Source organism: Muriicola soli, assembly GCF_004139715.1.
In the GTDB taxonomy this organism is placed as follows: Bacteria; Bacteroidota; Bacteroidia; order Flavobacteriales; family Flavobacteriaceae; genus Muriicola; species Muriicola soli.
Window position 1 is genome coordinate 1,226,808 of the sequence record NZ_CP035544.1, and the last position, 24,095, is coordinate 1,250,902.

Below are 24,095 nucleotides of genomic sequence, written 5' to 3' on the forward strand. Positions count from 1 at the left end.
TTTGGACTTAAAGATTAACGACTTCGCCTTCTGCCCCGGTTGTCCCTCATTTCCTTCATCTTCATGGTAATGGTATTCTTGTAAGCTTCTTTGCTGATTTCTTTACCCTTGTCAGGCGCCTCAATCTTAAGTTTGTTCTTTGGATTCATAATGATCTTAGAACAAAGCATAACGGTATCATCCGCACTTACTTCCAGAATAAGCCCTGGAAGGCCCCAGAATTCTCCTGGGCCATGGGCAACTGGTATTTGAGGGGTATACCATGCTTCAACTACCGTCAGCGCTATTTGTGGTTCATCAGTCTCCCCGTCTTGATCTTCATTCTGTTCTGAATTCCTCAACTGACCCCATGAAAAGTCATACCATGTTAATTGATCGGAAGGAATAGTTGCCATAGCTTTAATACATAAATATTCCCCAATCTTTTTGGTCTCCTTTCCTATCTTCCATTTAATAGCTGGAAGATCATCTTTCACGAGAAACAGTTTTCCATAGAACTCCTGACTCTGAATCAATTGTTTATCGCGGATATTTTTATAAGATTCACCGGGAGAAAAATTCTTACCCCAGGAATCTGTTGCCCCTGACATAGCGTCCAATTTATCCTCCTCATCAAAATAGGACTCTTCTTTGTTAAAATTGAGGACGTAAGTTTTTTCAAGCCTGTTCTTTAACCGCATCTGGATTTGCTTTTTTTGAGCTTCACTCATCCTTGCTCCCCATGAACCAAGTTCTAGTTTGGATTTTTTAAAGTAGTAAGCCTGCCCCTGAAATTCTTGGGCAACAGAGCTGAGAGGAAGGATAAAGAGAGCTGCAATAAAACTGAGCTTTAGAACGGTGGTTGACATTTGTTTAAGTTTTTAAAGATATTGTTTAACAAATATAACATGAGATTAAACAAAAGTGGCAGGATTATTAAAACATTAACATAGTAGTCACTTTTATTGTAATTCATTAAATCATAAAAAAGGTATATAAAAATGCTAAGCCCATTTTTATATGCCATTAATTAATACCGAGTACACTTGCGTTTATGAGAATTTTAAAGAAAAATGTACCTTATGTACCCTTCTTAAAAGGCATGGCACATGGTTGAGCCTTAAAGTATAGCAGTTGCCTGTCTAAAAAATTAGACTCAAATGAAAACTAAAGAAATCGTTTTAACATGGTTTAGGAAATGGGAGCAGGGAGATTTTATAAACCTGCCGCTATCCACTGGTTTTGAACACACTAGTCCTTTTGGAACTATACGGGGAAAAGCAACATATATAGATCTGGTGGAAAAGAACCGCGATAAATTCCTGGGGCAGTCCTTTTTACTCCATGATTCTTTTTTCGGTGATGAGAAAGCTTGCGTTCGTTACACGGCTACTCAGGGAGAAGACTATAATCTGGAAGTAAGCGAATGGTATTATTTCAAAGAAGAGCTCATAGATAAAGTAATCGCTTACTACCATATAGGAGGAATCAGGGAAGAGCGAAAATTAAGGCAATAGAATATTTTATTTGTACCTTAAAGAACCTAAAAAGGACGTGATGAAGTCAATGACATGTAGACAACTGGCCGGGGCTTGTGATCTTGTATTTTACGCTGAAACTTTTGAAGACATTGCCTCTCAGAGTAAAAAACACGGGATGGAAATGTTCCAGAAGGGAGACAAAGCCCACCTCGCCGCCATGAAAGAAATGAAGTCGAAGATGAAGACACCGGATGATTTTGATCGATGGATGAAAGAAAAGAGAAAGGAATTTGATGCCCTTCCGGATAGTTAAAAAATCCTTGATTAATCTGCTCCCGTTGGTTTGAATAAATACGGCTCAGGAAATTACTTAAAATAGAAGTAAAAAATGAAAAATTCATTGCTCAGCGTACTGATGGTCTTTCTCTTTATATTCTCTTGCCGTCCTCAGAATAAAGAGGAGAAGATTTCACTGGTCGGAGGGCCTTGTGAAGGCTGTGAGGCCATTTATGAATATGGAAACAGACAACTGACCCCCACAGATACGCTACCTGATTTTTTTAAAACAGAACCTAAATTAAAAATTTCTGGTATCGTATATAAAAGCGATGGTAAAACACCCGCCAGTGATGTTATTCTCTATGTTTATCAAACTAATCGGGAAGGGATCTACCCTAAGAAAGGAAATGAAAAAGGATGGGCCAGGAGGGACGGGTATATTCGTGGATGGGTTAAAACCGGAAAGAATGGCCAGTATACATTTTATACTTTCCGACCTGCCTCTTATCCCAACCGAAGTGAGCCCGAACATATTCACATTACCCTCAAAGAACAGGGGATAAACGAATATTATATCGATGCATTTGTCTTTGATGACGATACCTTGCTGACAGCAGAAAGACGGACTGCGTTAACAAACAGAGGTGGCTCGGGAATCGTACGTCCGGTCCTTCAAAATGGAATCTACACAGCCGATAGGGATATTATCCTGGGTTTGAATATTCCCGACTATGAAGAGTAAGTCCCACAGTCATAATAATGCTGTACATATTAATATCAGCTGGATTTTTGCACTGATTTTCCTTTCCTTGGGGATTCTTAATCTCATCTTTATACACCCCATACCTGCCTTATTTTACGTCTTGCTGGCCCTGTTCTATTTCCCTTTTTTAAATGAACTGCTATATAAATCATTAGGTTTTACCATACCTCTATGGATTAAAACCTTGGCGGGTTTGTTGGTTATCTGGGGCACCATGGCGGTTGGTGATCTCATGGAGTTGTTTGAGGCCTGGATGCTCAAATAGGGATGATGATAACGGATCATCCCTTGCATCAGACAGTTCGGTAAGGAATAATTAGATATTGTCCATGGATTTCTTTGCTTCGTACAGATAATCTAAGAATACAATGAAACTTTTAATTATTGGAGGAACAGGGAAGACCGGAAGGCAACTTATAAAACAAGGTCTTGAACAGGGGCATGAGCTAACCGTACTGGCCAGAGCTCCTGACAAATTAAAAGTGAAGCATCCAAAACTCCATATTCTAAGAGGCGACGTCCTTGAACCTGAAACTATGGTCGAGTCTTTTCAAGGGCAGGACGCAGTTTTGTCAGCCCTGGGCCATCAACGCTTTTTTATCAAGACCACTATCCTTTCACAGGGAACAGCTAATATCATCACGGCAATGAAAAATTCCGGGGTAAACCGCCTCGTATGTATTACTTCACTGGGGATCAATGATAGTCGATACAGACTAGGATTATATTACACCCTGTTTACCGTACCTCTGATACTCTATTTCTACTTCAGGGATAAGGCTAAACAAGAAAAATTAATTATGAACAGTGAACTTAACTGGACAATCGTGCGTCCGGGACAATTGTTCAACGGGAAGAAAAGAACGAAGTACAGAATTGGTTTTAAAGTGGGGCATTATATCCTGACTAAATTCGTTTCCCGTGCAGATGTCGCCCATTTTATGCTGCGAGAAGTGCAGGAAAACAACTATCTCAAGAAAGCTGTTGGAATTACTTACTGAAAATTGATTATTGCTTAATTTCGTCAATAACGTCGTTCTACTTGCAAAAAATCTAATGCAAGCTTGAAAGGCTACATAATGACGAAAACTATATGAAAGTAGCGGTATTTAGCACAAAACCTTATGATCAGGATTATTTTGAAAGGTATACAGAGAACGAAGACCTCAGTTTTACCTATTTTGATTCGTCCCTAAATCGGGATACGGCCAATCTTGCTTCAGGATTCGGAGTCGTCTGTGTGTTTGTGAATGATACCGTAGATAAAGAAACCATCGATCTGCTTGCCCAACACGGGGTAGGGCTCATTGCCTTGCGATGTGCGGGTTATAACAATGTTGACCTGGAAGCCATAAAGGAGAAGAAAATAAAACTGGTTAGGGTTCCTGCTTATTCTCCGGAGGCAGTAGCAGAACATGCTGTTGCCCTCATCCTCACTTTAAACCGCAAAACGCATAAGGCATACAACAGGGTGCGGGAAGGAAATTTTTCGCTCAATAAACTCCTTGGGTTTAATCTACACGGAAAAACTGTGGGCGTTATCGGAACCGGGAAGATAGGAGCCACTTTTTGCGGTATTATTAAAGGTTTTGGCTGCAAGATCATGGCCTTCGACCTGTATCCGTCAGAAGAACTAAAAAAGCAAGGGGTTCAATACGGGTCCCTGGAGGAAGTGTTTAAGCAATCAGACATCATCTCCCTGCATTGTCCGCTGAACCCCGACACAAAACATATTATTAATAAATCTTCTCTTGCCCTGATGAAAGATGGGATCATGATTATTAATACCAGTAGGGGAGCCTTAATTAATACATCTGACATAATTAATGGTCTTGCAGATAAAAAAGTGGGGTTTTTAGGGATCGACGTTTATGAACAGGAAGAGAACCTCTTTTTTAAAGATCTTTCGGAAATGATCATCGAAGACGATCTTATTCTCAGACTTATCAGTTATCCAAATGTGCTGATTACCTCTCATCAGGCCTATTTTACACGAGAGGCGATGGAAGAGATCACCCAGACAACGATTAATAATATCAAAGAGTACTGTAGCGGAGATTCACTTACCAATGAAGTACTATAAAAACATTCACAATGAAAAATATCTTCTCAATCATTGCCGTATTATTCCTGATGAATAGTTGCTCAAAGTCGAAAAAGGATTCTGTATCCTACGCTGATCACCCGGTTACAAGTCCGGAATTATTTGCTCCCGGGATTATCTCAACTAACCAAAACAACGAATTTGACCTCTGCTTCACTCCCGATGGGAGAACAGTGTATTTTACAAGGCGCTTCGGGGAAGAAAAACAAAAGATCTATGTTACGCACCTTGAAAGAGGAAAGTGGACTAAGCCTGAAATCGCAACTTTCTCAACAGATCGTGATGAAACTCCTTATATCAGTCCTGATGGTAAGACGTTTTATTTTGGTTCCCAGAGGGAGATTCCCGGTAAGCCTAATCTGGGTGGTTTTGATATGAATGTGTGGCAAATGAATAAGACAGAGGACGGTTGGTCAGACCCTGAACCCTTACCGGAGCCTATCAACCAGGTGCAGCTCGAAGGAGAGAATTGGCCGTCTTCCAACAACAATTTCTTTTTTACCAGAGATGGGATCAAACACTACTTTACCACCATGGAACGTGGGTCTAAAGCGATAGATATTTACACGACAGAAAAGTCGGGCTCATCCTTCAGCACCCCAGGACGATTAGAGGGACTTTTTGAAAATGACAGTTTATGGAAGTATTCGGCATCGGTCTCTCCTGATGGCAACTATTTGGTTTTTAACTCTTACGGGGCTCCGCAGGGAATAGGAGGGGAGGACTTATATGTAAGTAAGAAGACCGCTACGGGTTGGTCCAGTGCCAAAAACATGGGAGATTTAATAAACACCCCCGGGGAGGATAGTAGCGGGAGATTCTCACCTGATGGCAAATATTTTTTCTACACTCATGCCGATAACCTGGGCAATTATGAATACAGCGAATGGAGCATCTACTATGTGGAAACCGAATATCTCAACCTACCCGATTTGTTTGATTGATCATTTGGTACTAACTGATACATAAAGCTTGTACCCCAAATAACTTTAGTAAATATGAAATACGTCTTCTATAGTATCGTTTTAATTTTAGTGTTTGCAAATTCTACGGGCTATTCCCAAGGAGAGAATGCTGAAACCGGATATACCTTTAGATCAGGAGATCCCAATGGGATAGGGAAGTGGTATATGGGTCGTGAGATTGCCTATGTTATGGGCTATCAGGGCATTAACTGGCTGGAGCGACCGGAACGCGAGAAAGAAGAACAGACAAGCCTTTTACTTGAAAATATGGATATAAAACCTGACGATCGCATTGCCGATATCGGAGCAGGATCTGGGTATCACGTTTTCAAAATGGCACCAATGGCAAAGAACGGAATAGTATATGCTGTTGACATTCAGGATGGCATGCTCACTGCGCTCAGGGCTAGAAAAAAAAAGGAACAAGCAATAAATGTTGAAGTCATTAAAGGCAGTGAACAAAGTATCAAATTAGCAGAAAATTCTGTAGACAAGGTGTTGATGGTGGATGTATATCACGAGTTTTCCTATCCGAGGGAAATGATGGCTTCCGTTGTAAAAGCCCTCAGGGACAAAGGTAAATTATTCCTTATCGAATACAGGGGAGAAGACCGGACTGTGCCTATTAAAAAAGTGCATAAAATGACAGTAAAACAAGCTGTAAAAGAATTGGAGGCTGCCGGAATGAAGTTAGAAAAGAACATAAATAATCTACCCTGGCAACACTGTATGATTTTTATTAAAAAGTGATATTTACAAAAGGGATCACGGCACTGGTATAGACTGTTTTATCCGAATCATAGAGCAGATTTACCTTTGCGCCGATAGAAATATTGCTAGTTACATTCAAGCCGGCCCCTACAAATAAGGCGGTATCCCAATATTTATCTGTGATATTTTCAACCAGGTTTTCGGTTTTGGTAGACACCCTTAATTCGGTCAACTCAAGCAGGGTAGTCAACATAGGAGTTGGCGTGTACTGGGTAATAATGTTAAACCCGTAAGTTGTAGTGTTTTGTACATCCTTAATCCCCGCATAACTTGCTTGCAGTCCGCCACCCAGACTTATTTTGTTGCTTACATCATAGATGAGGTTTGGAGCGACGAAAATATTCGTTCCACCAACAAAGTTGAGGCCAAAACCACAACCAAACTTTAAGCGTTTGTCAATGACATCCGCACTGTCTTTAACCATAACCGTAGTGGCCTGTGAATAGGAGGCTGAGAATACGCATATTGCACAAAGAACGAGTGCGTTTTTTAGAATTGATTTTTTCATGGGTTGGTATTTGCGATTATATAATCTTAAAGGAATAGGATTTCGGACTTAAGGTATTACTTTTTTAAGATGATTGAAAATAGTGGACTTGTAAAAGAGAAATTCTCCTGAGTGCACAAGGGACAAGTACAAAAAATACTACAGCAGGCATTTCCGACTCAATTTTGTAATTTTCAATCACAATATGTAACCTGCAATGAAATTTACGGGATTAGAACCCAGACTGCCAAGTGCAACTAGGAAAAGGCTCATTGGCCAGCAGCAATCCATGAGTATAAAACATGACAAGACGGCTGATTTGTTTAAAAGCTTTATGCCGAAAAGAGGTGAAATTGAAAATACCATATCAGAAAATGTATTTTCCATTAACATTTACAAACAAGACTATTTTACAGCTTTTGACCCAAACAGCGTATTTGAAAAATGGGCAGCAGTAGAAGTTTCATCATTTGCGGAGGTGCCTTATGGGATGAATAAAATAGTTATACCCGCCGGTTTATATGCCATCTTCGATTACAAAGGTCATCCAGGGGATAAAGCCATCTTTCAGTTTATTTTCGGCAGTTGGTTGCCTGGTTCTGAATATCACCTGGACCATAGGCCACATTTTGAAATCCTGGGAGAAAGGTATAAAAATAACGATCCCAATTCTGAGGAGGAGATCTGGATTCCGATAAGACCGAAATAAGATTACGGTAAGACGAATATCAAAGTATGGGTAATCCGGAAAGGATCATTAAACGCTTCCATTTCTATAATTATCCCCAAAAAGCTTTTGATAATCGGGTAAAAGTCCTAAATTTAAATAATAGAACATTGATAATGAGATAGATAATCAACAATGGTCTGATATTAAATTCATCACAATCAAAAAAATAACAAATGATTTCACTAGACAAAAGATTGGGCTTTATCCTTTTGGGAGCAGCTTCAGTATTATTGATTCCCCTTATTGCAATGCAATTCACCTCAGAGGTGAACTGGACCACCGGTGATTTCCTCGTGGCTGGGATATTATTGCTAAGCACTGCATTTATTTGCGAACTCACATGGCGAAAATTGCGGGACAGCGCATACCGGACATGGATCCTCTTAGGTATTTTCATTCTATTTTTGTTGATTTGGGCCGAGTTGGCCGTAGGGATCTTTGGCACGGCATTGGCCGGTAGTTAAACAGTTTCATTTTTACTTTACGATTATCGGTACTTCATCATTCTTCATTACCTTATTCCTTTATTCAGGAAAGTCGTAATAATGAATTTATATAAATTATACTTTGGAATTCTTCTGTTATTTCTGCAAACGGGATTTGCTCAGGTACCATTACAGGAAATCGTTTTTGATGAAATGGGGCAACAATCGGTAGATGGTGTTTTTACCTATGAGGGTGAACCCTATACTGGAAAGGCCATTGTAAACCATAAGAATGGTCTTATCAAAACCCTGCGGGAGTTTGAGGACGGGAAATACCAGGGCGTTTGGAAAGAATGGTATCCGAACGGCGGATTAAAGTTCATCAGGAATTACGAAGAGGGAAAAAGCACTGGTCACTGGATTACATATAAGCAAAATGGTGAAATAGAAGACGAAGGAGACTCCAAACATTTATTTTATCGACCCTTTTTTGGAGATAAAGATTCAATAGATGGATATGAAGAGACATCGCCTTCTTTTACCGCTGATGGGAAAACCATGGTGCTGGCCCGATATAAAGAATGGGAACGTAAAGTTCCATTTATTGCTCAGCAAAAAGACGGGCATTGGCATAAAGAACAACTGCCCTTTGTTGATACCCTCTATAATTTGGCAATAAATCCCAGCGGAAACAGAATCATTTATAAAGTTTATGACCGGCTCAATGGGAAGGAAATCTCCAGGGTTTTTACGGTTGATAAAATTAGCAACCAATGGGGTGCCCCGACGGAAGTTCGAAGTTTGTATAATCTTAATGCAGGGTATTTTCACATCACCCCGGACAATACCCTGTATTTCTTTGCCCGCAGTCCAAAAACCGGGATTTTTGTGGCAAAACCAAGAAGAAAAAATAAGTATTCCCGCCCGAAATGGTTGGGCGATGAGGTGTCTTTACCTGATAGCGACAGTTTTGATGTACTTGTACATCCCGATAAAAATAAATTAATTGTATCTCAGTACTACGATGAAAGCAAGTACCCTGAGAGGGGAAAAGTAGGTTTATATTATTACGAAAAAGAAGCCAATGCCTGGATGAGAAAGAAAAGATTGCCACTCGGCTATGGCTGGGCTCCTACTATCACCACTGACGGTAAATTTGTTTTTGTTAGAAAAGGAGGTATTCAATTCCTTCCATTAGAAGAATTGGAGATAGATTGGTAGATGTTTTTGCGTGATCAACTTTTTAAACCCTATCCAACTCTAGCTATACTCTAAAATACTATTGCTTTTCGGGAATTAACTTTTTAGCACGTACTTTTGCTCTATGGAGGAATGGTACCATTATGTCTTGTTGGTGGGAGTAGGTTTTGTAGTAGGCTTTATCAACACCATTGCAGGCGGTGCTTCCCTTATCTCGCTTCCCGTACTCATTTTTCTCGGCTTACCTCCTGCAGTAGCTAATGGTACAAACAGAGTGGCCATTGCCTTCCAGACCGCTATTGGCGTTGCCGGATTTAAAAGCAAAGGGGTATCTACCTTCCCCTTTAATGTTTATCTCGGCCTTGCCGCTTTAGTTGGATCTATTTTGGGAGCTTCTATTGCGGTAGATATCAAGGGTGAGACCTTTAACCGCATTCTGGCCATAATTATGGTGGTCGTAGTGCTGATCATCGTATTTAAACCCAAGATTAATCTTGAAAACATGCAAGAAAGGCTTACGGGGAAACACCTCTGGTTGGGGATGCTCGCATTTTTCTTTATCGGCATATACGGGGGTTTTATAAATGCTGGAATAGGGTTTGTGATCCTATTATTTCTTCATTATTTTCACCGAATGAGCCTGGTTCGTGCCAATGCAACCAAGGTAGCTGTAGTTTGTATTTACACCCTGGCTGCCCTGGCAGTATTTATCCTAAACGATAAGGTGATCTGGAAAGTAGGCTTAGTACTGGCCCTGGGCAATGGAATCGGAGCCTGGTTTTCTAGTCGGGTTTCGGTAAGGAAAGGGGACGGATTTATCAAGACATTTTTAGTGATAATGGTCATATTAATGGCGATTAAATTATGGTTTTTTACCTAAGACAATGGGAGATAGTATAGAACGATTAGAATGGCGCTACGCCGTGAAGAAATTTGATACCGAAGAAACACTCACTGAAGAGCAGGTTGATAGGCTAATCCGCGCCTTTAATTTAACGGCCACATCTTATGGCCTGCAGCCGATCCGCCTGGTAGTGCTTCAGAATAAGGATATTCAGGAATCTCTGATTCCCCACACGTACGGGCAGAAGCAGGTTGCTCAGGCTTCCCATGTTCTGGTAATCTGTATTGAAACCTTGATAGACAAGGAATATATCACTCAATATTTTGAGCGTGTTAAAACGATTCGGGGAACAAGTGATCAGATCCTTTCTCCTTTCAAAAACGAATTGGTAAATAATTTCGAGGTAAAACACACTGAGGAGATCAGGCAGTGGGCTACAAATCAGGCTTATCTCGCTATGGGCAACTTATTAACCGTCTGTGCCATGGAAAAAATAGACGCTTGTCCCATGGAAGGCTTTGTCCCTTCAGCTTATGACAAAGCATTGGATCTGCAATCCCGTCATCTGTCCTCAGTATTGGTATTGCCGGTAGGAAAGAGGGCAAAAGATGATATGTTTTCAGCCATGAAGAAGGTGCGACGCGACCTCAGGGAATCTATCATTCTAATTAAATAATTAGTGAACTATGCCGGGATTTGAAATGTTTGGTGCCCTGGAAAGGGCTGAAGTTCAGGAGGTATTAGACTCAGGTGTTCTCATGCGTTACGGTTTTGACGGGATGCGAAACAACTGTTGGAAAGCCAGAGAACTAGAGGAGGCCATGGCCGCGCGAATGCAGACCAAATTTGCCCATACAGTCAGTAGTGGCACCGCCGCTCTTACAGTAGCTATGGCTAGCGCCGGTATTGGCGTAGGGGATGAGGTAATCATCCCTACCTTTACTTTTGTCGCGAGTTTTGAGGCTGTACTTGCCCTGGGAGCCATTCCTGTCCTGGCTGATATTGACGATACCTTATGCCTGAATCCTCAGACAGTGGAAAAACAAATCACCGATAAGACCAAAGCAATAATGCCGGTTCATATGTGCGGTTCTATGGCCGATCTCAAACCTTTGAAAATGCTTTGCGATAAGCATAAGCTTATTTTAATTGAAGACGCATGCCAGGCCATAGGAGGGAGTTATGACGGGAAACCCCTTGGGAGTTACGGAGATTTGGGCTGTTTTTCTTTCGACTATGTTAAAACCATTACTTGTGGCGAAGGAGGAGGGATCATTACAGACAACCACAGCTATTACAAGAACGCCGATCATTATTCTGATCACGGTCATGATCATGTTGGAAAAGACAGGGGTGCAGAATCCCATCCCTTTTTGGGCTACAACTACAGGATTTCCGAGTTAAACGCTGCGGTTGGTGTTGCACAAATAAAACGCCTTGACGATTTTTTAAAAGTACAACAGAAAAATTATAGTCTCTTGGAGGCCTCATTGGCCGATATAGAAGGGATCACCTTTAGGAAAGTCCCGGAAACCGGAGTTCAAAACTATTCCTTTCTTAACTTTTTCCTGCCTTCAGAGGATTTAGCCAGGAGAGCGCACAAGGCACTTCTCACAGCAGGTGTTGACGCCTGTTTTTACTGGTATGACAACAACTGGCACTACTACAGAAAATGGGAGCATCTCACGGGACCTAAGAGCCTTGGACCGCTGAGTGATCAAGTAACTCAGCGAATATCCGAGCAAACTCGGTCAGGATTCTCAGCATCCGATCATTGGATGGGAAGGACGATCTCTTGTTTGGTTAAATTAAGCTGGAGTAGAGAAGAAGTCAATCGAAGAGCATCTTTGATGCAAAAAGTTCTCAGGGAAATTCTCATAAAAGTCTAGTAGGCAACGTATTCAAGTATTTCCAGGCCGTAGCCCACAATTCCCACGCGTTTTGTCTTCCCGCTGTTGGTAAGGACCTTCATCTTGCTGATATTCAGGTCGTGAAGAATTTGAGCTCCAATACCAAAATCCTTGGTATCCATATCTATTCCAGGGGCTTTCATAATCCCTTTCTCCTGGTTTTCTTTGAGCCCGCGGAGTCGGTTCAACAAATTCAGCGATTCACTGGTCTGATTGATAAAAACGATGGCTCCCGTACCTTCATTGTTAATGGCTTGGAACATATCGTCGAGTTTCTTTTCGGCATTGTTAGTGAGTGTCCCGAGGATATCGTTATTGACCAAGGTAGAATTGATTCGAGTTAAGACCGCATCATTGCGTTTCCAAAAGCCTTTAGTTAAAGCAATATGCACTTGCTCATTGGTGGTTTGCTGGTAGGCGTGAAGTGTAAAATGTCCGAATCGGGTTTCCACTTCAAAGCACTCTTTCTTCTGGATAAGACTGTCGTGCTGCATTCGATAAGCAATGAGGTCTTCTATGGATATCAATTTCAGATCAAACTTTTTTGCCACTTCCGATAGATGAGGCAGGCGTGCCATAGTCCCGTCCTCATTTAGAATTTCCACTAAAATCCCGGCAGGTTGAAAGCCCGCCAGTCTTGCGAGGTCTACTGCGGCCTCTGTATGCCCTGTTCTCCTTAATACGCCGCCGTTCTTTGCCCTTAAAGGGAATATATGTCCCGGTCTCCCCAGGTGATGCGGCTTCGTTTCAGGATCTACCAGAGCCTTGATGGTCTTTGCTCTGTCGTGAACGGAAATCCCGGTGGTACATCCATGCCCGATCAGATCAACAGAAACGGTAAACTGAGTATGGTGAAGTACTGTATTATTTTGCACCATCATATCGAGGTCGAGCTCTTCGCATCTCGACTCAGTCAAGGGAGTGCAGATCAATCCCCGACCATGCATGGCCATAAAGTTGATCATTTCCGGACTCACCTTTTCAGCGGCTGCAATAAAATCGCCCTCATTTTCCCTGTTCTCATCATCAACCACGATAACTACCTTGCCATTGCGAATGTCTTCAATGGCTTCCTCAATTGTATTCAGGCGTATTTCTTTTACTTTGCTCACCATCATGGTGTCCTTCTTTTAAATCTCTTTCTAATTCCTGCTGTGAGAATATCCCACACATGACCAAAACTCATCAATCCACGATCTGCAGTTGCCCTGCGCGTCAGGAATATCCCCAAAGGTAACATTATTAGGGTAGATAACCACGCTCCAAGGATGGGATGTATATTTCCTTCCTTTGCGTAATTCCCTGCAAAAACACCGATAAAGTAGTAGGTGAGAAATAAAACGATGGCGATTACCATCGGTAGTCCAAGTCCACCTTTTCTGATGATTGCGCCAAGTGGTGCCCCTACAAAAAACAAGATGATACAAGATAAGGCAAGGGCGTATTTCTTGTGCAGGGAGAGGATGTGCATATTGTAGATCTTGTATTTGTTTTGAATGTCCTGCTTCTTCCCTGTAACCGAATTTAGGATATTAGAAATGGCATTAGAAGCTGAACTGATGATCTGCCCTTGCTGCCATTCCTGAAAAAGCCCCAGCAAATCGGCTGTATTCGTAATACTGTCTCTTGTTACTTCTTCAAGAGGTCTGCTATCTATACCTCTCGCTTCAATTTCTGATGCCGGCGTTAATGTATCTCGTTGAGCAATAGGTGCAAATGCACCCATTCTGGTAACAATATTCTTAGAAAAAGCTCCAATAACCGTAATGTTGTTGCCCCGAATAGAATCAATGTCCTTTTTTAGACGGGAAATATTTTTCATTTTGTCTGTTCGGACATTGCGTTCCTCTTCGAGGTCCTGAGTGTTTTCAGGGATTTCTATGTTGATGATGTAAGTCTCAAAAGCAGCTTTTGCAAAAGGATATTTCTTTCGTTCATCATTAGACTTCGGTACTAATTCTTCATAGTAATTTCCGTCGGATAAGACCAGTTGGATGATATCAGATTCCTCGCTGCTGATCAATTCCCCGGAATTAGCTTTGATGACGGTATTGTTTTTCTGAAGATTCGATTTTTATGGATAATTACATTTTGCAAGTACTTGTCGTTATCCCCGAACTTCTTGTCTACCTTTATATTCATCCCCTCAAAATCACTGAATATGCCCTCTTCGATTACCGCGGCAGGTTTTACTTTGGCGATATTTCTCCTGAGGTTATAAATTTTCTGTTCTGCGGCAGGGATGACGGTATTTGCAAAATAAAAAGTGACGCCTCCCAGAAAGATTACAAGTACTATTACGCTGAGCATGGATCTCTGGAGAGATATACCTGATGCTTTCATCGCGGCAAACTCGTAATTTTCTGCAAAGGCTCCGAAGGTGAGAATTGATGAAAGTAAGACCGTGAGAGGCAGTACCTTCTCGGTGAGGTTGGGCATTAGGTAGAACAGGAACTTGCCAATGATGATGATATCCAGACCTTTTCCTGCGATGTCATCAATAAATAGCCATATCGTCTGAAAGATGAAAATAAACATCAGGATCACAAACGAACTCAGGAAATTGTACAGAAACCTGCTTAGGATGTACTGGTCTAGTATGCGCAAGGTTCTAGTTTCTTATAATATAGTACCCATCATCTTCGTACTTGGCTTCATCAAAAGTAAATAAGGTTTTCGACAACGGCTGATTGGTTTTAAAAGAATTAACAGTGATGGTGGTCTTGGTGCCGTTTTTCCCTGTCTCTATAAGTTTGTAGATATGTTTAGTTTGAGCATCGATACCCAGTAAGATGGATGCGATTTCTGAATTCGTATCTATTGGTGTAAGTTTCACGTATTGAATCTTTCTTCCCTGTACGTTCTGTAAAATATCCCAGGCGTAATTATGTCCAGATTTATAGAATGTCAGCATCTTGGAAGGGGTGATGGTGTTATCCTCCTCAGAGCGATCCTCTATAGTGACCTCCTCATTTTCCGGAACTACGGTATACACCTTTTTTCCATCATAGAGTTGTTGTGAACCCAGATAATTGAACAGGTATTTGTCGCCCTGCAAGGTTACATCACCACGGGTTTCCTGATTGATATTGGCCTCCTTATTTTCCAGGGCATATTTAAATTCCACCTCAATATTGTCATAACTCTGTACTTTGTTGTAAACCTCATCGAGAAGGGCCTTTGCCTTCAGCGACTCCTGGCCGTAGGCAAAAGAACTGCATATAAGGATTAGGAGTAATGGTACTATATTTTTCATGATTTATTTTGTTTCTTCATTTAATTTCTTGTCGAGGGCGTACATATCAGGAACCAGTACTGCCCTTGCCTTACTGCCTTCAAAGGGGCCTACAATTCCGGCAGCTTCAAGTTGATCAATGATCCTTCCCGCCCTGTTGTACCCCAGTTTTAGCTTTCGCTGGATAAGAGAAGCCGATCCTTGTTGTGCCGTTACAATAACCTCTGCTGCATCCCTGAACATGGCGTCTCTCTCCGCGATATCAATATCAATACCTGTGCCAGAATCTTCACCGGAATACTCCGGCAGGAGATGTGCGCTGGCGTAGCCTCGTTGTGAACCGATGTATTCCGTGATTTTTGCTACTTCAGGGGTGTCTACAAAGGCGCATTGGATGCGTGTGATGTCGTTTCCTTGTGTGAAAAGCATGTCGCCCCGCCCAATAAGCTGATCCGCCCCTTGAAAGTCAAGAATAGTTCTTGAATCAATTTTAGAAGTCACCCTGAATGCCAGACGAGCAGGGAAGTTCGCCTTGATGATCCCGGTAATCACATTCACCGACGGCCGTTGTGTTGCGATGATCAAATGTATGCCTATTGCCCTGGCCAATTGAGCTAGACGGGCTATCGGTGTTTCCACTTCCTTGCCTGCGGTCATGATCAAATCGGCAAACTCATCGATCACCAGAACGATATAAGGTAGGAACATGTGGCCATCGTTAGGATTGAGCTTCCTCGCCTTAAACTTTACATTGTATTCCTTGATATTCCTTACCATAGCCGATTTCAACAGCTCGTAACGGTTGTCCATTTCAATACAAAGTGAGTTCAGGGTGTGGATCACTTTCGTATTGTCTGTGATAATTGCCTCAGCTGAATCCGGTAATTTGGCCAGAAAATGCCGTTCGATCTTATTGTAGAGCGTCAATTCTACCTTTTTTGGGTCAACGAGGATAAACTTGACCTCTGCAGGGTGTTTTTTGTAGAGTAAGGAGGTAATTACGGCATTCAGGCCAACCGATTTCCCTTGTCCGGTAGCCCCGGCCATCAATAAGTGGGGCATTTTAGCCAGATCAACTACAAAAGTTTCATTGCTGATCGTCTTTCCAAAGGCAATGGGCAATTGCATTTCAGCCTTCTGAAATTTACTGGATGCGATAACTGACCGCATGGAAACGGTAGTCGCTTTCTTATTGGGAACTTCAATTCCAATAGTACCCTTACCCGGTATAGGGGCAATAATCCTAATTCCCAGTGCAGCCAGGGAAAGGGCAATATCATCTTCCAGGTTTTTAATTTTGGAGATTCGAATGCCCGCCTCAGGCACAATTTCATAAAGCGTTACCGTAGGACCTATTGTTGCCTTGATCTGGGCAATTCCTATTTTGTAATTTTTAAGTGTCTCAACAATCTTGTTTTTATTTTCCTCCAGCTCCTCCTGGTTAATCGTAATACCGCCGGTAAACCCGTGTTGGTCCAGGAGGTCGAGATGAGGAAATTTGTAATTGCTCAGTTCCAGAGTAGGGTCGAACTCACCAAAATCGGCAACTAGCTTATCAGAAAGGATGTCGCTTTCTTCTTTCTCTTCGGCTACTGTGCTCACCTCCATGGCAATTTCGTCTTCCTTCTTCTCTGCTGTTGTGGCGGAGACAGCTTCAGCTTTTTCTTCAGGAAGTGTCTCCAGGTGTGGAATGTCTTTTTTGTGGGTATAAGTGTCCAGTACCACTTCTGTGTCTTTTTCCTCCGGCATCAAAGGATCTGAGTAATCTTTTTTCTTTCGTTTAAAATCTGAAGCCAGGGAGGCCGACTTTGACTTAAAGAATCGGGCAATTCCCTCAGGGGTAATCTTAAATAGCCTTACCAGAATAACAGTTAGCATAAAAAGCAGGATAAGAAAAACACCTATTTTACCCGTGTAATCCTGAAGGAAATCATTCATTTCATAGCCCACAAGTCCGCCAAGTAAAGGCTGTGATTCGGCAAAGAATCCCAAGGCAATTGAAGTCCAAATCAATAACAGAAGACCCCAAACCCATTTATTCCACAAGGCTTTTCCGGGTATGCTGAGAAAAAGGTAGAGGCCGGTAAGGCACAATAAGAAGGGGAGGATAAAAGAAGCCAGACCAAAACCTCTGTACATTACGTAATAGCTTACGCTGGCACCAAATTTATTCAACAGATTTTTAGCCTGTTCATTGCGATTGGCAAATTCAGTGAGCAAACTCTGGTCTTGCTGCCAGGTAAAATAAAAAGAGATAAATGAAAAAAACAGGGCTATACTAAGCAAGATCAAAAGGCTTCCCAAAATGATCTTATTCTGCCTCGAAAACCTGAAAGAGGTTCGTTTTTTTTTAGCCGTAGGTTTAGACTTTTTTTTCTTGGTCGCCATTAATGCACGAAGTTCATAGTGTAAAAATACAAATTTAGGCAGGAAGCTGAAGTAGTCAGTCTTCTAAAATATTTTTGGGAGATAGATGATAAGACCTATGATGACTGAGGCAATGGCCACAAACATTACTGCCCCGGCCGAGATGTCTTTTACAAATCCGATCTTAGGATCGTGATTGGGCTGGATGTAGTCCGATAATTTTTCAATCGCAGTATTAACACCTTCAACTCCCATTACCAGACCTATTGCCAGGATTTGCAACATCCATTCCACTGCGGAAATATCAAAATAAAACCCCGCCGCTGTCATTACAAGGGCAAGGATAAACTGGACCTGTATGCTGCTTTCGGTACGCAGGAGTAAGATGGCGCCTTTTAGGGCGTAGACAAATCCTTTTAAACGGTTTTTAAACATCGATTCTTCAGCCATTGTAAAGGGCTTCAAGGGCAGCTTTGTAGTTGGGCTCATCACTTATGTTGCTCACCAATTCCGAATGAACTGTTTTACCTTCTTTGTCAATTACGACTACAGCTCTCGCGAGAAGGCCCTCAAAAGGCCCGTCAATAAAGCGTATTCCATAGTCCTTACCAAAATTGTCGTTCATATAATCACTCAACATGATGACGTTTTCAATACCTTCCGCTCCACAAAATCGATTCTGCGCAAAAGGCAGGTCTTTGGATATACAGAGAACTGCTGTAGTGTCAAGTTCTGCGGCTTCATGGTTGAAAGTACGGACAGATTGGGCACAGGTACCCGTATCTACGGAGGGAAAAATATTTAGAATGAGCTTTTTACCTTTGAATGATTCCAAATTTATTCGTGATAAGTCGGTCTGAGAAAGCTCAAACGATGGCGCTTGAGATCCAAGCGCAGGCAATTCACCAGCGGTACTTGCGGATGTTCCTTTAAAATGTACAGTAGCCATGTATTTATTTCAATTTTTCTGCTCGAAAGTAGGAAATAAAAGAGGATATGTGCAAGGCATGATGCCTTAAAATACAATTGGATTTAAGGCTGCTTATGCGACTGAACTAGCAGGGCTCTCAGAAAGTTGTTTGATCTTGATCTTTAAGGCGGCAAAAGTAAGGGTCACCATAGGACTCAACCAGTTGAAAATAGCGTAGAAGAAGTAGTCAGCCACACTTACCCCCAATACGCCACTGTGATATGCCCCACAGGTATTCCAGGGAATAAGAACAGAAGTTACCGTGCCGGAATCTTCCAAGGTCCGACTGAGATTTTCCGGTGCGAGGCCCCGGTCTTTATAAGCCTTGGCAAACATTTTCCCCGGAACAACAATCGCAAGGTATTGGTCTGAGGCGGTTATGTTAAGTGCAATACAGCTGCCCACAGTACTGGCAAACAGTCCAAATGTAGTTTTCGCCAACCCAAGGAGGGCTGTTGTGATTCTGGATAGGGCACCTATCCCATCCATGATTCCTCCAAAGACCATGGCACAGACTATGAGCCAGATTGTGCCCAACATCCCGGCCATGCCCTTGGCAGAGAACAGGTCGTTTAAAGCAGGATTGTCAGTAGCTATTGTTGTATTTATAGTGATGGCGTTAAGGATCCCTTTGTACCCATTTTCGAAGGTGAGTTCTTTTGCCCCGGTTAAGCTGGCGACAATATCCGGCTGAAAAAAGAGGGCAAAAGCGCCACCTAAAAGAGTTCCAATCAAAAGGGCCATCAGAGGAGGGGCTTTCTTGACAATCAACAGAATAACTACAAGGGGAACAAGAAATAACCAGCCATTGATATTGAAGGTAGCTTCTATTGATGAAAGTATACTCTCCGTATCGGCTACTCCCGTGGTCTCGAGGTTGAGCCCGATAATAATAAAGACGATTAAAGTAACCGTTATGGTTGGGACCGTAGTATAGGTCATGTATCGAATATGACCAAACAAATCACCTCCGGCCATCGCCGGTGCCAGGTTTGTAGTATCGGAAAGAGGAGACATTTTGTCTCCAAAATAGGCGCCTGAAAGTACGGCCCCTGCGGTCATGCCGGGTGAAATCCCTAAAGCGTCGCCAATTCCGATCAGGGCAATACCTACAGTAGCGGCAGTGGTCCAGCTGCTTCCTGTAGCTATAGATATGATCGCACAAATAATGATGCAGGCTGCCAGAAAAATGGTCGGATTGAGAATTTGCAAACCGTAATAGATCATTGCAGGAATGATGCCACTGACCAACCAGGTACCTGCAAGCGCACCTACCATAAGAAGGATGAGAAGGGCTCCGGTGGTCGACTTTACATTTTCGGCTACTTCGGCCAGCATTTGTTTGTAGGAAACCTTATTAAAAAACCCTACAATTGCAGCAACTGCTCCGCCCATCAATAAGATAAACTGATTGGAACCACTAATGGCATTATCCCCAAAAACGTAGACATTGTAGGCCAACATAGCCACCAGGGCGAAAACGGGGATCAGTGCTTCCCAAATGTTTAGTTCCTTGTTATCGACAATATGTTCATTCTCCCTGTGTGCATTAGATTTTTTGGCCGTCATCTACCGTATTTTAGTTGAGCGGTAATATTACAATTTTAGCTACGGTTGTGCAAACAAGCAGGGGAGAGGCAGTCTCAGACAGAAACGGTATCTGCTTCGAGTATGCCCAATTTAACCATACAGGACTTCATTAAGGTGTATGTGCGGTGGATATCATTGTCCAGGCCAATAGAAAACCGGATCAGGCCATCGGAAAGACCCATCGACTCCTGTTCTTCCTGCGGAATTTCAGAGGAGGTAGAAGTGCCGGGGCACTAAAAAGTGTCTTGTAGAATCCAAGGCTAACCGCAAGGTATCCGAGGTTTTTCTCTTGCATAAGTTCCATAAGCTGATTGGCTTTCTCAAGGTTGCCGACATCAATAGTGAGGATTCCTCCAAAACCAAATTCCTTGGTCATTTGTTTCTTCATCAGACTGTAACCTGAATGAGATGGTAGCCCGGGATAAACTACCCGTAAACCGTCTTTTTCAAAATGTTGAGCAAGATACAGGGCATTTTCACTGTGTTTCTTCATTCGGATGTGCAGCGTCCTCATATTCTTTAAAATAGAGGAAGCCCTAAGGCTGTCCAAGGTACTTCCCAAGAGCATTCCGGCCCCGTTATTCACATCTTTCAGTGCAAGGCAAAAATCCTTGGTACCACAGACTACACCTGCAACACAATCACTTGTGCCATTGATAAACTTTGTCAGGCTGTGTATGATCACATCGGCCCCCAATTTCCCGGGTGCAATGGATAAGGGGGAAAAGGTGTTATCAACCACTAAAGGGATATTATTCTTTTTGGCCAGGGCTGCCAGGGCCTTGACATCGGCTACTTCAAGCAATGGATTACTGACGGATTCGCAATAGATCATTTTTGTTTTCGGCGTAATGGCAGCTTCTACAGCTTCTAGGGAGGTAATATCCACGAAAGAAGTGTTGATTCTGAATTTCTTCAGGAAGTTTTTCATAAACGCATATGTGCCACCGTAGATGGTTCTGCTGCTCACAATATGATCATCCGAATCGCAAAGTTGAAGGATGACAGCTGTGATCGCCCCCATGCCGCTGGCAGTCACATTTGCTGTTTCAGTTCCTTCTAAGGCAGCAAGAGCTTCTCCTAAATAGAGGTTGGAAGGAGACGAGTGCCTGCTGTACAAATAGCAGCCTTCCGTATTTCCTTCAAAGGTATCAAACATGGTCTTTGCCGAGAGGAAGGTATAAGTGGAAGAATCAGAGATCGAAGGATTTACGCCACCAAACTCCCCAAAATTGTGCAGTTCCTGAATTTTATCTGATGCATCGTAAGCCATAAAAACATTTTTTGGAATCAATAAAATTATGATTATTAAGAATTAAATACAACATATAATAATAATTATAGAATAATTATTTAATAATATTAACTATAATAGAATAAAAAACTAGATATTAGCGTTAGAAGGTTAATAAACAGAATTAAAATCACATGAAATTAGATCAGTTAGATAAGCAATTGCTGGGGTTATTACAGGACGATTGCAAAAGGACCACAAAAGCCTACGCTAATCAGTTAGGACTATCCACCACCGCCGTATATGAGAGGATCAAAAAACTTGAGCGTGAGGGGGTGATCAAAAAATATGTCGCTCTTATTGATAAGCAGCGTGTGGAAATGGACTTCACCGTTCTCTGTCATGTAAAATTGAGTCGGCACATCAAAGAATACGTGCTGCAGTTTGAGCGGGAAGTACTGCAACTAGAAGAGGTATCCGAATGCCATCACGTGAGTGGTGATTATGATTACATCTTAAAGATCCACGTAACCAACATGGCGGCCTATCGTGAATTCATGGTAACCAAATTAACGGCTCTCAACAATATAGGCAGTACCCAGAGTTCTTTTCTGATCAATGAGGTAAAAGCTTCTACTGCAATTTCCCTGGGCTAAGCGCTTGTAAAAGGATGTTAAAGAGAATTAAGATATTCATGGTTCTCCGTATCTTAAACAAAAACAGGAATAATGGAACGCAAAGATTTTATCAGGAATGCCGGAGCAATGGGACTTATTATATCTACGGGGGCAGGATGGAGTTTTAAACCTCAGGATGAAGAGCAGCTCGATAGGAAAATGGTGCAGGAATTTGTCGGGGCTTCACATCGAGATATGGACAAGGTGAAAGAAATGCTCGAAGCCTACCCAACCCTGCTTAACGCTGCTCATGATTGGAAATACGGAGATTTTGAAACCGGCCTGGGGGCCGCGAGCCATGTAGGTTACAAGGAGCTGGCAAAGTACTTTCTTGAAAAAGGGGCGCAAGCCAATATCTTCACAGCCTGCCTTTTTGGGGAGTTCTCCCTCGTAAAAACAATGCTGGACGCATTTCCACAGGCCTTGCATGCCAAGGGACCTCATGGGTTCACATTATTACATCATGCAGAAAAGGGTGGGGACGATGCTCTTGAAGTTAAAGAATACCTGGTCTCACTTGGCGCGGTGGATAAGAAAATAGCCTTGTATTAGTGCATTTATCAATAGGGAGGTTCTCAACTTCTTTCTTACCACTAAAATTAAAAACATTCGTATTTTTGTCAGCCGGAGGCAGCGTACTCCCTTTTAAAACTTCTAAAATCTAAAACTACTATATGACTCAATTTGACGTGGCTATTATTGGTTCCGGACCCGGTGGATATGTGGCGGCTATTCGGTGTGCTCAGCTTGGAATGAAAACTGCTATCATAGAAAAATATTCAACCCTTGGGGGCACCTGTCTTAATGTTGGTTGTATTCCGTCAAAGGCCATGTTAGACTCGAGTCACCATTACGAAGATGCCATCAAGCATTTTGAAGATCACGGAATTGAAATACCCGGGGAGATCAAATTAAACCTGGAAAAAATGATCGGCAGAAAACAGTCTGTTGTTGATCAGACCACCAAGGGAATTCAGTTTCTCATGGACAAGAATAAGATCGAAGTAATTCAAGGGGTTGGAAGTTTTAAAGATGCCACCCATATCGATATCAATCCGGCCAAAGGCAAGTCTACAACCATAGAGGCTAAAAACATCATCATTGCCACAGGCTCTAAGCCTGCCTCACTCCCTTTTATCGAGTTGGATAAGGATCGAATCATCACTTCAACGGAAGCCCTGGAATTAAAAGAAGTTCCCAGGCATATGATCATTATTGGTGGCGGAGTAATTGGTCTGGAGCTCGGTCAGGTGTACAAGCGACTCGGCGCCGAGGTGAGCGTGGTAGAATTCATGGATCGGATCATTCCCGGAATGGACGGGGCGCTTTCCAAAGAGTTGATGAGAGTGATGAAAAAGCAAAAGGTCAAGTTTTACCTTTCCCACAAAGTAAAATCGGTAGATCGTAAAGGAAAAGAGATAAAGGTTGTAGCCGATGATTCCAAAGGGGGAGAGCTTACATTGGAGGGCGACTACTGCCTTGTTTCTGTCGGAAGGAGGCCTTATACAGACGGTTTAAAAGCGGATGCTGCCGGCGTGAAAGTAGATGATAAAGGCAGGATAGAAGTAAATGAGCACTTACAAACTAACGTTTCAAATATCTACGCCATAGGCGATGTGGTTCGCGGAGCGATGTTAGCACACAAGGCAGAAGAAGAGGGTACCATGGTGGCTGAATTGATCGCAGGACAAAAACCACATATTAATTACAATCTCATCCCAAATGTGGTCTATACATGGCCCGAAGTGGCCTCTGTAGGGAAGACCGAAGAGCAGCTCAAGGAAGAGGGAATAGCTTACAAAGCAGGTCAATTCCCTATGCGTGCTTTAGGAAGGGCTCGTGCAAGTACAGATATTGATGGTTTTGTCAAAATACTAGCCGATAAGAAAACTGATGAAGTCCTGGGGTTCATATGATTGGTGCCCGATGTGCCGACTTGATAACGGAAGCTGTAACAGCAATGGAATTCAGAGCCTCAGCCGAAGATATTTCGAGAATGAGTCACGCCCATCCTACATATGCAGAAGCAGTAAAAGAAGCTGCTTTGGCGGCTACGGCCGATAGGGCATTACACGTTTAGAGCA

At 42.4% G+C, this 24,095-nt stretch carries 24 protein-coding genes and 3 pseudogenes; 17 read left to right on the plus strand and 10 right to left on the minus strand.

All coding sequences use genetic code 11. The annotated features are described in order from the left end of the window. Nucleotides 1–14: 14 nt before the first annotated feature. The gene (locus EQY75_RS05455) at nucleotides 15–848 is read right to left on the minus strand and encodes a GLPGLI family protein (RefSeq protein ID WP_129603571.1); all 834 of its coding nucleotides are present in this window, start codon (nucleotides 846–848) and stop codon (nucleotides 15–17) included. A 291-nt stretch (nucleotides 849–1,139) separates the two neighbouring features. On the opposite strand from EQY75_RS05455, the gene EQY75_RS05460 reads away from it, so the two are divergent. From EQY75_RS05460 to EQY75_RS05495, 8 genes are all read left to right on the plus strand, one after another. Beyond that, a complete protein-coding gene (locus EQY75_RS05460) occupies nucleotides 1,140–1,496 on the plus strand; it encodes a nuclear transport factor 2-like protein (protein ID WP_129603573.1) in 357 nt (118 codons plus the stop codon). A 40-nt stretch (nucleotides 1,497–1,536) separates the two neighbouring features. Then, nucleotides 1,537–1,773, plus strand: coding sequence for a DUF1059 domain-containing protein (locus tag EQY75_RS05465; protein ID WP_129603575.1), 237 nt, complete (start codon nucleotides 1,537–1,539; stop codon nucleotides 1,771–1,773). Between the two features lie 75 nt (nucleotides 1,774–1,848). Then, nucleotides 1,849–2,481: a peptidase associated/transthyretin-like domain-containing protein gene (locus EQY75_RS05470; protein WP_129603577.1), complete on the plus strand. Its 633-nt coding sequence runs from the start codon at nucleotides 1,849–1,851 to the stop codon at nucleotides 2,479–2,481. Continuing rightward, nucleotides 2,471–2,767, plus strand: a complete 297-nt coding sequence (locus EQY75_RS05475) for a hypothetical protein (RefSeq protein WP_129603579.1) — start codon at nucleotides 2,471–2,473, stop codon at nucleotides 2,765–2,767. Before EQY75_RS05470 ends, EQY75_RS05475 begins: the two co-directional genes overlap by 11 nt. A 103-nt stretch (nucleotides 2,768–2,870) precedes the next feature. Continuing rightward, nucleotides 2,871–3,503, plus strand: coding sequence for an NAD(P)-dependent oxidoreductase (locus EQY75_RS05480; RefSeq protein WP_129603581.1), 633 nt, complete (start codon nucleotides 2,871–2,873; stop codon nucleotides 3,501–3,503). 92 nt (nucleotides 3,504–3,595) lie between these two features. After that, nucleotides 3,596–4,585 (plus strand): 2-hydroxyacid dehydrogenase, encoded by a 990-nt coding sequence (locus tag EQY75_RS05485; RefSeq protein WP_129603583.1) that lies wholly within the window; start codon nucleotides 3,596–3,598, stop codon nucleotides 4,583–4,585. Between the two features lie 11 nt (nucleotides 4,586–4,596). After that, entirely contained in the window at nucleotides 4,597–5,550 is a 954-nt protein-coding gene (locus EQY75_RS05490) for a PD40 domain-containing protein (protein WP_129603584.1), read from the plus strand. A gap of 54 nt (nucleotides 5,551–5,604) precedes the next feature. Beyond that, nucleotides 5,605–6,321: a class I SAM-dependent methyltransferase gene (locus EQY75_RS05495; RefSeq protein ID WP_129603586.1), complete on the plus strand. Its 717-nt coding sequence runs from the start codon at nucleotides 5,605–5,607 to the stop codon at nucleotides 6,319–6,321. Here the strand turns inward: EQY75_RS05495 and EQY75_RS05500 are convergent. Continuing rightward, nucleotides 6,311–6,850: a hypothetical protein gene (locus EQY75_RS05500; protein WP_129603588.1), complete on the minus strand. Its 540-nt coding sequence runs from the start codon at nucleotides 6,848–6,850 to the stop codon at nucleotides 6,311–6,313. The genes EQY75_RS05495 and EQY75_RS05500 overlap by 11 nt on opposite strands. Nucleotides 6,851–7,046: 196 nt before the next feature. On the opposite strand from EQY75_RS05500, the gene EQY75_RS05505 reads away from it, so the two are divergent. From EQY75_RS05505 to EQY75_RS05530, 6 genes are all read left to right on the plus strand, one after another. Further along, nucleotides 7,047–7,538, plus strand: a complete 492-nt coding sequence (locus EQY75_RS05505) for a GyrI-like domain-containing protein (RefSeq protein WP_129603590.1) — start codon at nucleotides 7,047–7,049, stop codon at nucleotides 7,536–7,538. Nucleotides 7,539–7,732: 194 nt separating this feature from the next. Further along, nucleotides 7,733–8,023 carry a hypothetical protein gene (locus tag EQY75_RS05510; protein WP_129603592.1) on the plus strand — a complete coding sequence of 97 codons (291 nt, stop codon included), beginning with the start codon at nucleotides 7,733–7,735 and terminating at the stop codon, nucleotides 8,021–8,023. A gap of 81 nt (nucleotides 8,024–8,104) precedes the next feature. Then, nucleotides 8,105–9,205 (plus strand): toxin-antitoxin system YwqK family antitoxin, encoded by a 1,101-nt coding sequence (locus EQY75_RS05515; protein ID WP_129603594.1) that lies wholly within the window; start codon nucleotides 8,105–8,107, stop codon nucleotides 9,203–9,205. 103 nt (nucleotides 9,206–9,308) lie between these two features. Further along, on the plus strand, nucleotides 9,309–10,064 hold the full coding sequence (locus EQY75_RS05520) for a sulfite exporter TauE/SafE family protein (protein WP_129603596.1): 756 nt from the start codon (nucleotides 9,309–9,311) through the stop codon (nucleotides 10,062–10,064). Nucleotides 10,065–10,068: 4 nt separating this feature from the next. After that, nucleotides 10,069–10,704: a nitroreductase family protein gene (locus EQY75_RS05525; RefSeq protein ID WP_129603597.1), complete on the plus strand. Its 636-nt coding sequence runs from the start codon at nucleotides 10,069–10,071 to the stop codon at nucleotides 10,702–10,704. A gap of 10 nt (nucleotides 10,705–10,714) precedes the next feature. Beyond that, nucleotides 10,715–11,917: a DegT/DnrJ/EryC1/StrS family aminotransferase gene (locus EQY75_RS05530; protein ID WP_129603599.1), complete on the plus strand. Its 1,203-nt coding sequence runs from the start codon at nucleotides 10,715–10,717 to the stop codon at nucleotides 11,915–11,917. Here the strand turns inward: EQY75_RS05530 and ribB are convergent. From ribB to EQY75_RS05570, 8 genes and pseudogenes are all read right to left on the minus strand, one after another. Beyond that, on the minus strand, nucleotides 11,914–13,053 hold the full coding sequence (gene ribB / locus EQY75_RS05535) for a 3,4-dihydroxy-2-butanone-4-phosphate synthase (RefSeq protein ID WP_425462158.1): 1,140 nt from the start codon (nucleotides 13,051–13,053) through the stop codon (nucleotides 11,914–11,916). The genes EQY75_RS05530 and ribB overlap by 4 nt on opposite strands. Continuing rightward, nucleotides 13,053–14,476: pseudogene (locus tag EQY75_RS14570) on the minus strand (LptF/LptG family permease). Before EQY75_RS14570 ends, ribB begins: the two are co-directional and overlap by 1 nt. Before the next feature lie 73 nt (nucleotides 14,477–14,549). Beyond that, nucleotides 14,550–15,194, minus strand: coding sequence for an outer membrane lipoprotein periplasmic chaperone LolA1 (lolA1, locus tag EQY75_RS05545; RefSeq protein WP_129603603.1), 645 nt, complete (start codon nucleotides 15,192–15,194; stop codon nucleotides 14,550–14,552). A 3-nt stretch (nucleotides 15,195–15,197) separates the two neighbouring features. Beyond that, nucleotides 15,198–17,561, minus strand: a complete 2,364-nt coding sequence (locus tag EQY75_RS05550) for an FtsK/SpoIIIE family DNA translocase (protein WP_129603605.1) — start codon at nucleotides 17,559–17,561, stop codon at nucleotides 15,198–15,200. A gap of 63 nt (nucleotides 17,562–17,624) precedes the next feature. Next, complete coding sequence (locus EQY75_RS05555; RefSeq protein ID WP_129603607.1) at nucleotides 17,625–17,990, minus strand: diacylglycerol kinase; 366 nt, start codon at nucleotides 17,988–17,990, stop codon at nucleotides 17,625–17,627. Continuing rightward, nucleotides 17,983–18,489 carry a thiol peroxidase gene (gene tpx, locus EQY75_RS05560; RefSeq protein ID WP_129603609.1) on the minus strand — a complete coding sequence of 169 codons (507 nt, stop codon included), beginning with the start codon at nucleotides 18,487–18,489 and terminating at the stop codon, nucleotides 17,983–17,985. Before tpx ends, EQY75_RS05555 begins: the two co-directional genes overlap by 8 nt. 93 nt (nucleotides 18,490–18,582) lie before the next feature. Beyond that, a complete protein-coding gene (nhaC, locus tag EQY75_RS05565; protein WP_129603611.1) occupies nucleotides 18,583–20,079 on the minus strand; it encodes a Na+/H+ antiporter NhaC in 1,497 nt (498 codons plus the stop codon). A gap of 74 nt (nucleotides 20,080–20,153) precedes the next feature. Next, nucleotides 20,154–21,373: pseudogene (locus EQY75_RS05570) on the minus strand (aminotransferase class I/II-fold pyridoxal phosphate-dependent enzyme). Nucleotides 21,374–21,528: 155 nt separating this feature from the next. On the opposite strand from EQY75_RS05570, the gene EQY75_RS05575 reads away from it, so the two are divergent. The 3 genes and pseudogenes from EQY75_RS05575 to lpdA all read left to right on the plus strand — a co-directional run bounded on the left by EQY75_RS05575 (nucleotide 21,529) and on the right by lpdA (nucleotide 24,091). Continuing rightward, complete coding sequence (locus EQY75_RS05575; RefSeq protein ID WP_129603613.1) at nucleotides 21,529–21,990, plus strand: Lrp/AsnC family transcriptional regulator; 462 nt, start codon at nucleotides 21,529–21,531, stop codon at nucleotides 21,988–21,990. 72 nt (nucleotides 21,991–22,062) lie between these two features. Continuing rightward, nucleotides 22,063–22,563 carry an ankyrin repeat domain-containing protein gene (locus EQY75_RS05580; protein ID WP_129603615.1) on the plus strand — a complete coding sequence of 167 codons (501 nt, stop codon included), beginning with the start codon at nucleotides 22,063–22,065 and terminating at the stop codon, nucleotides 22,561–22,563. Between the two features lie 122 nt (nucleotides 22,564–22,685). Then, a pseudogene (gene lpdA / locus EQY75_RS05585) lies at nucleotides 22,686–24,091 on the plus strand (dihydrolipoyl dehydrogenase). The last annotated feature ends 4 nt before the right edge of the window (nucleotides 24,092–24,095 follow it).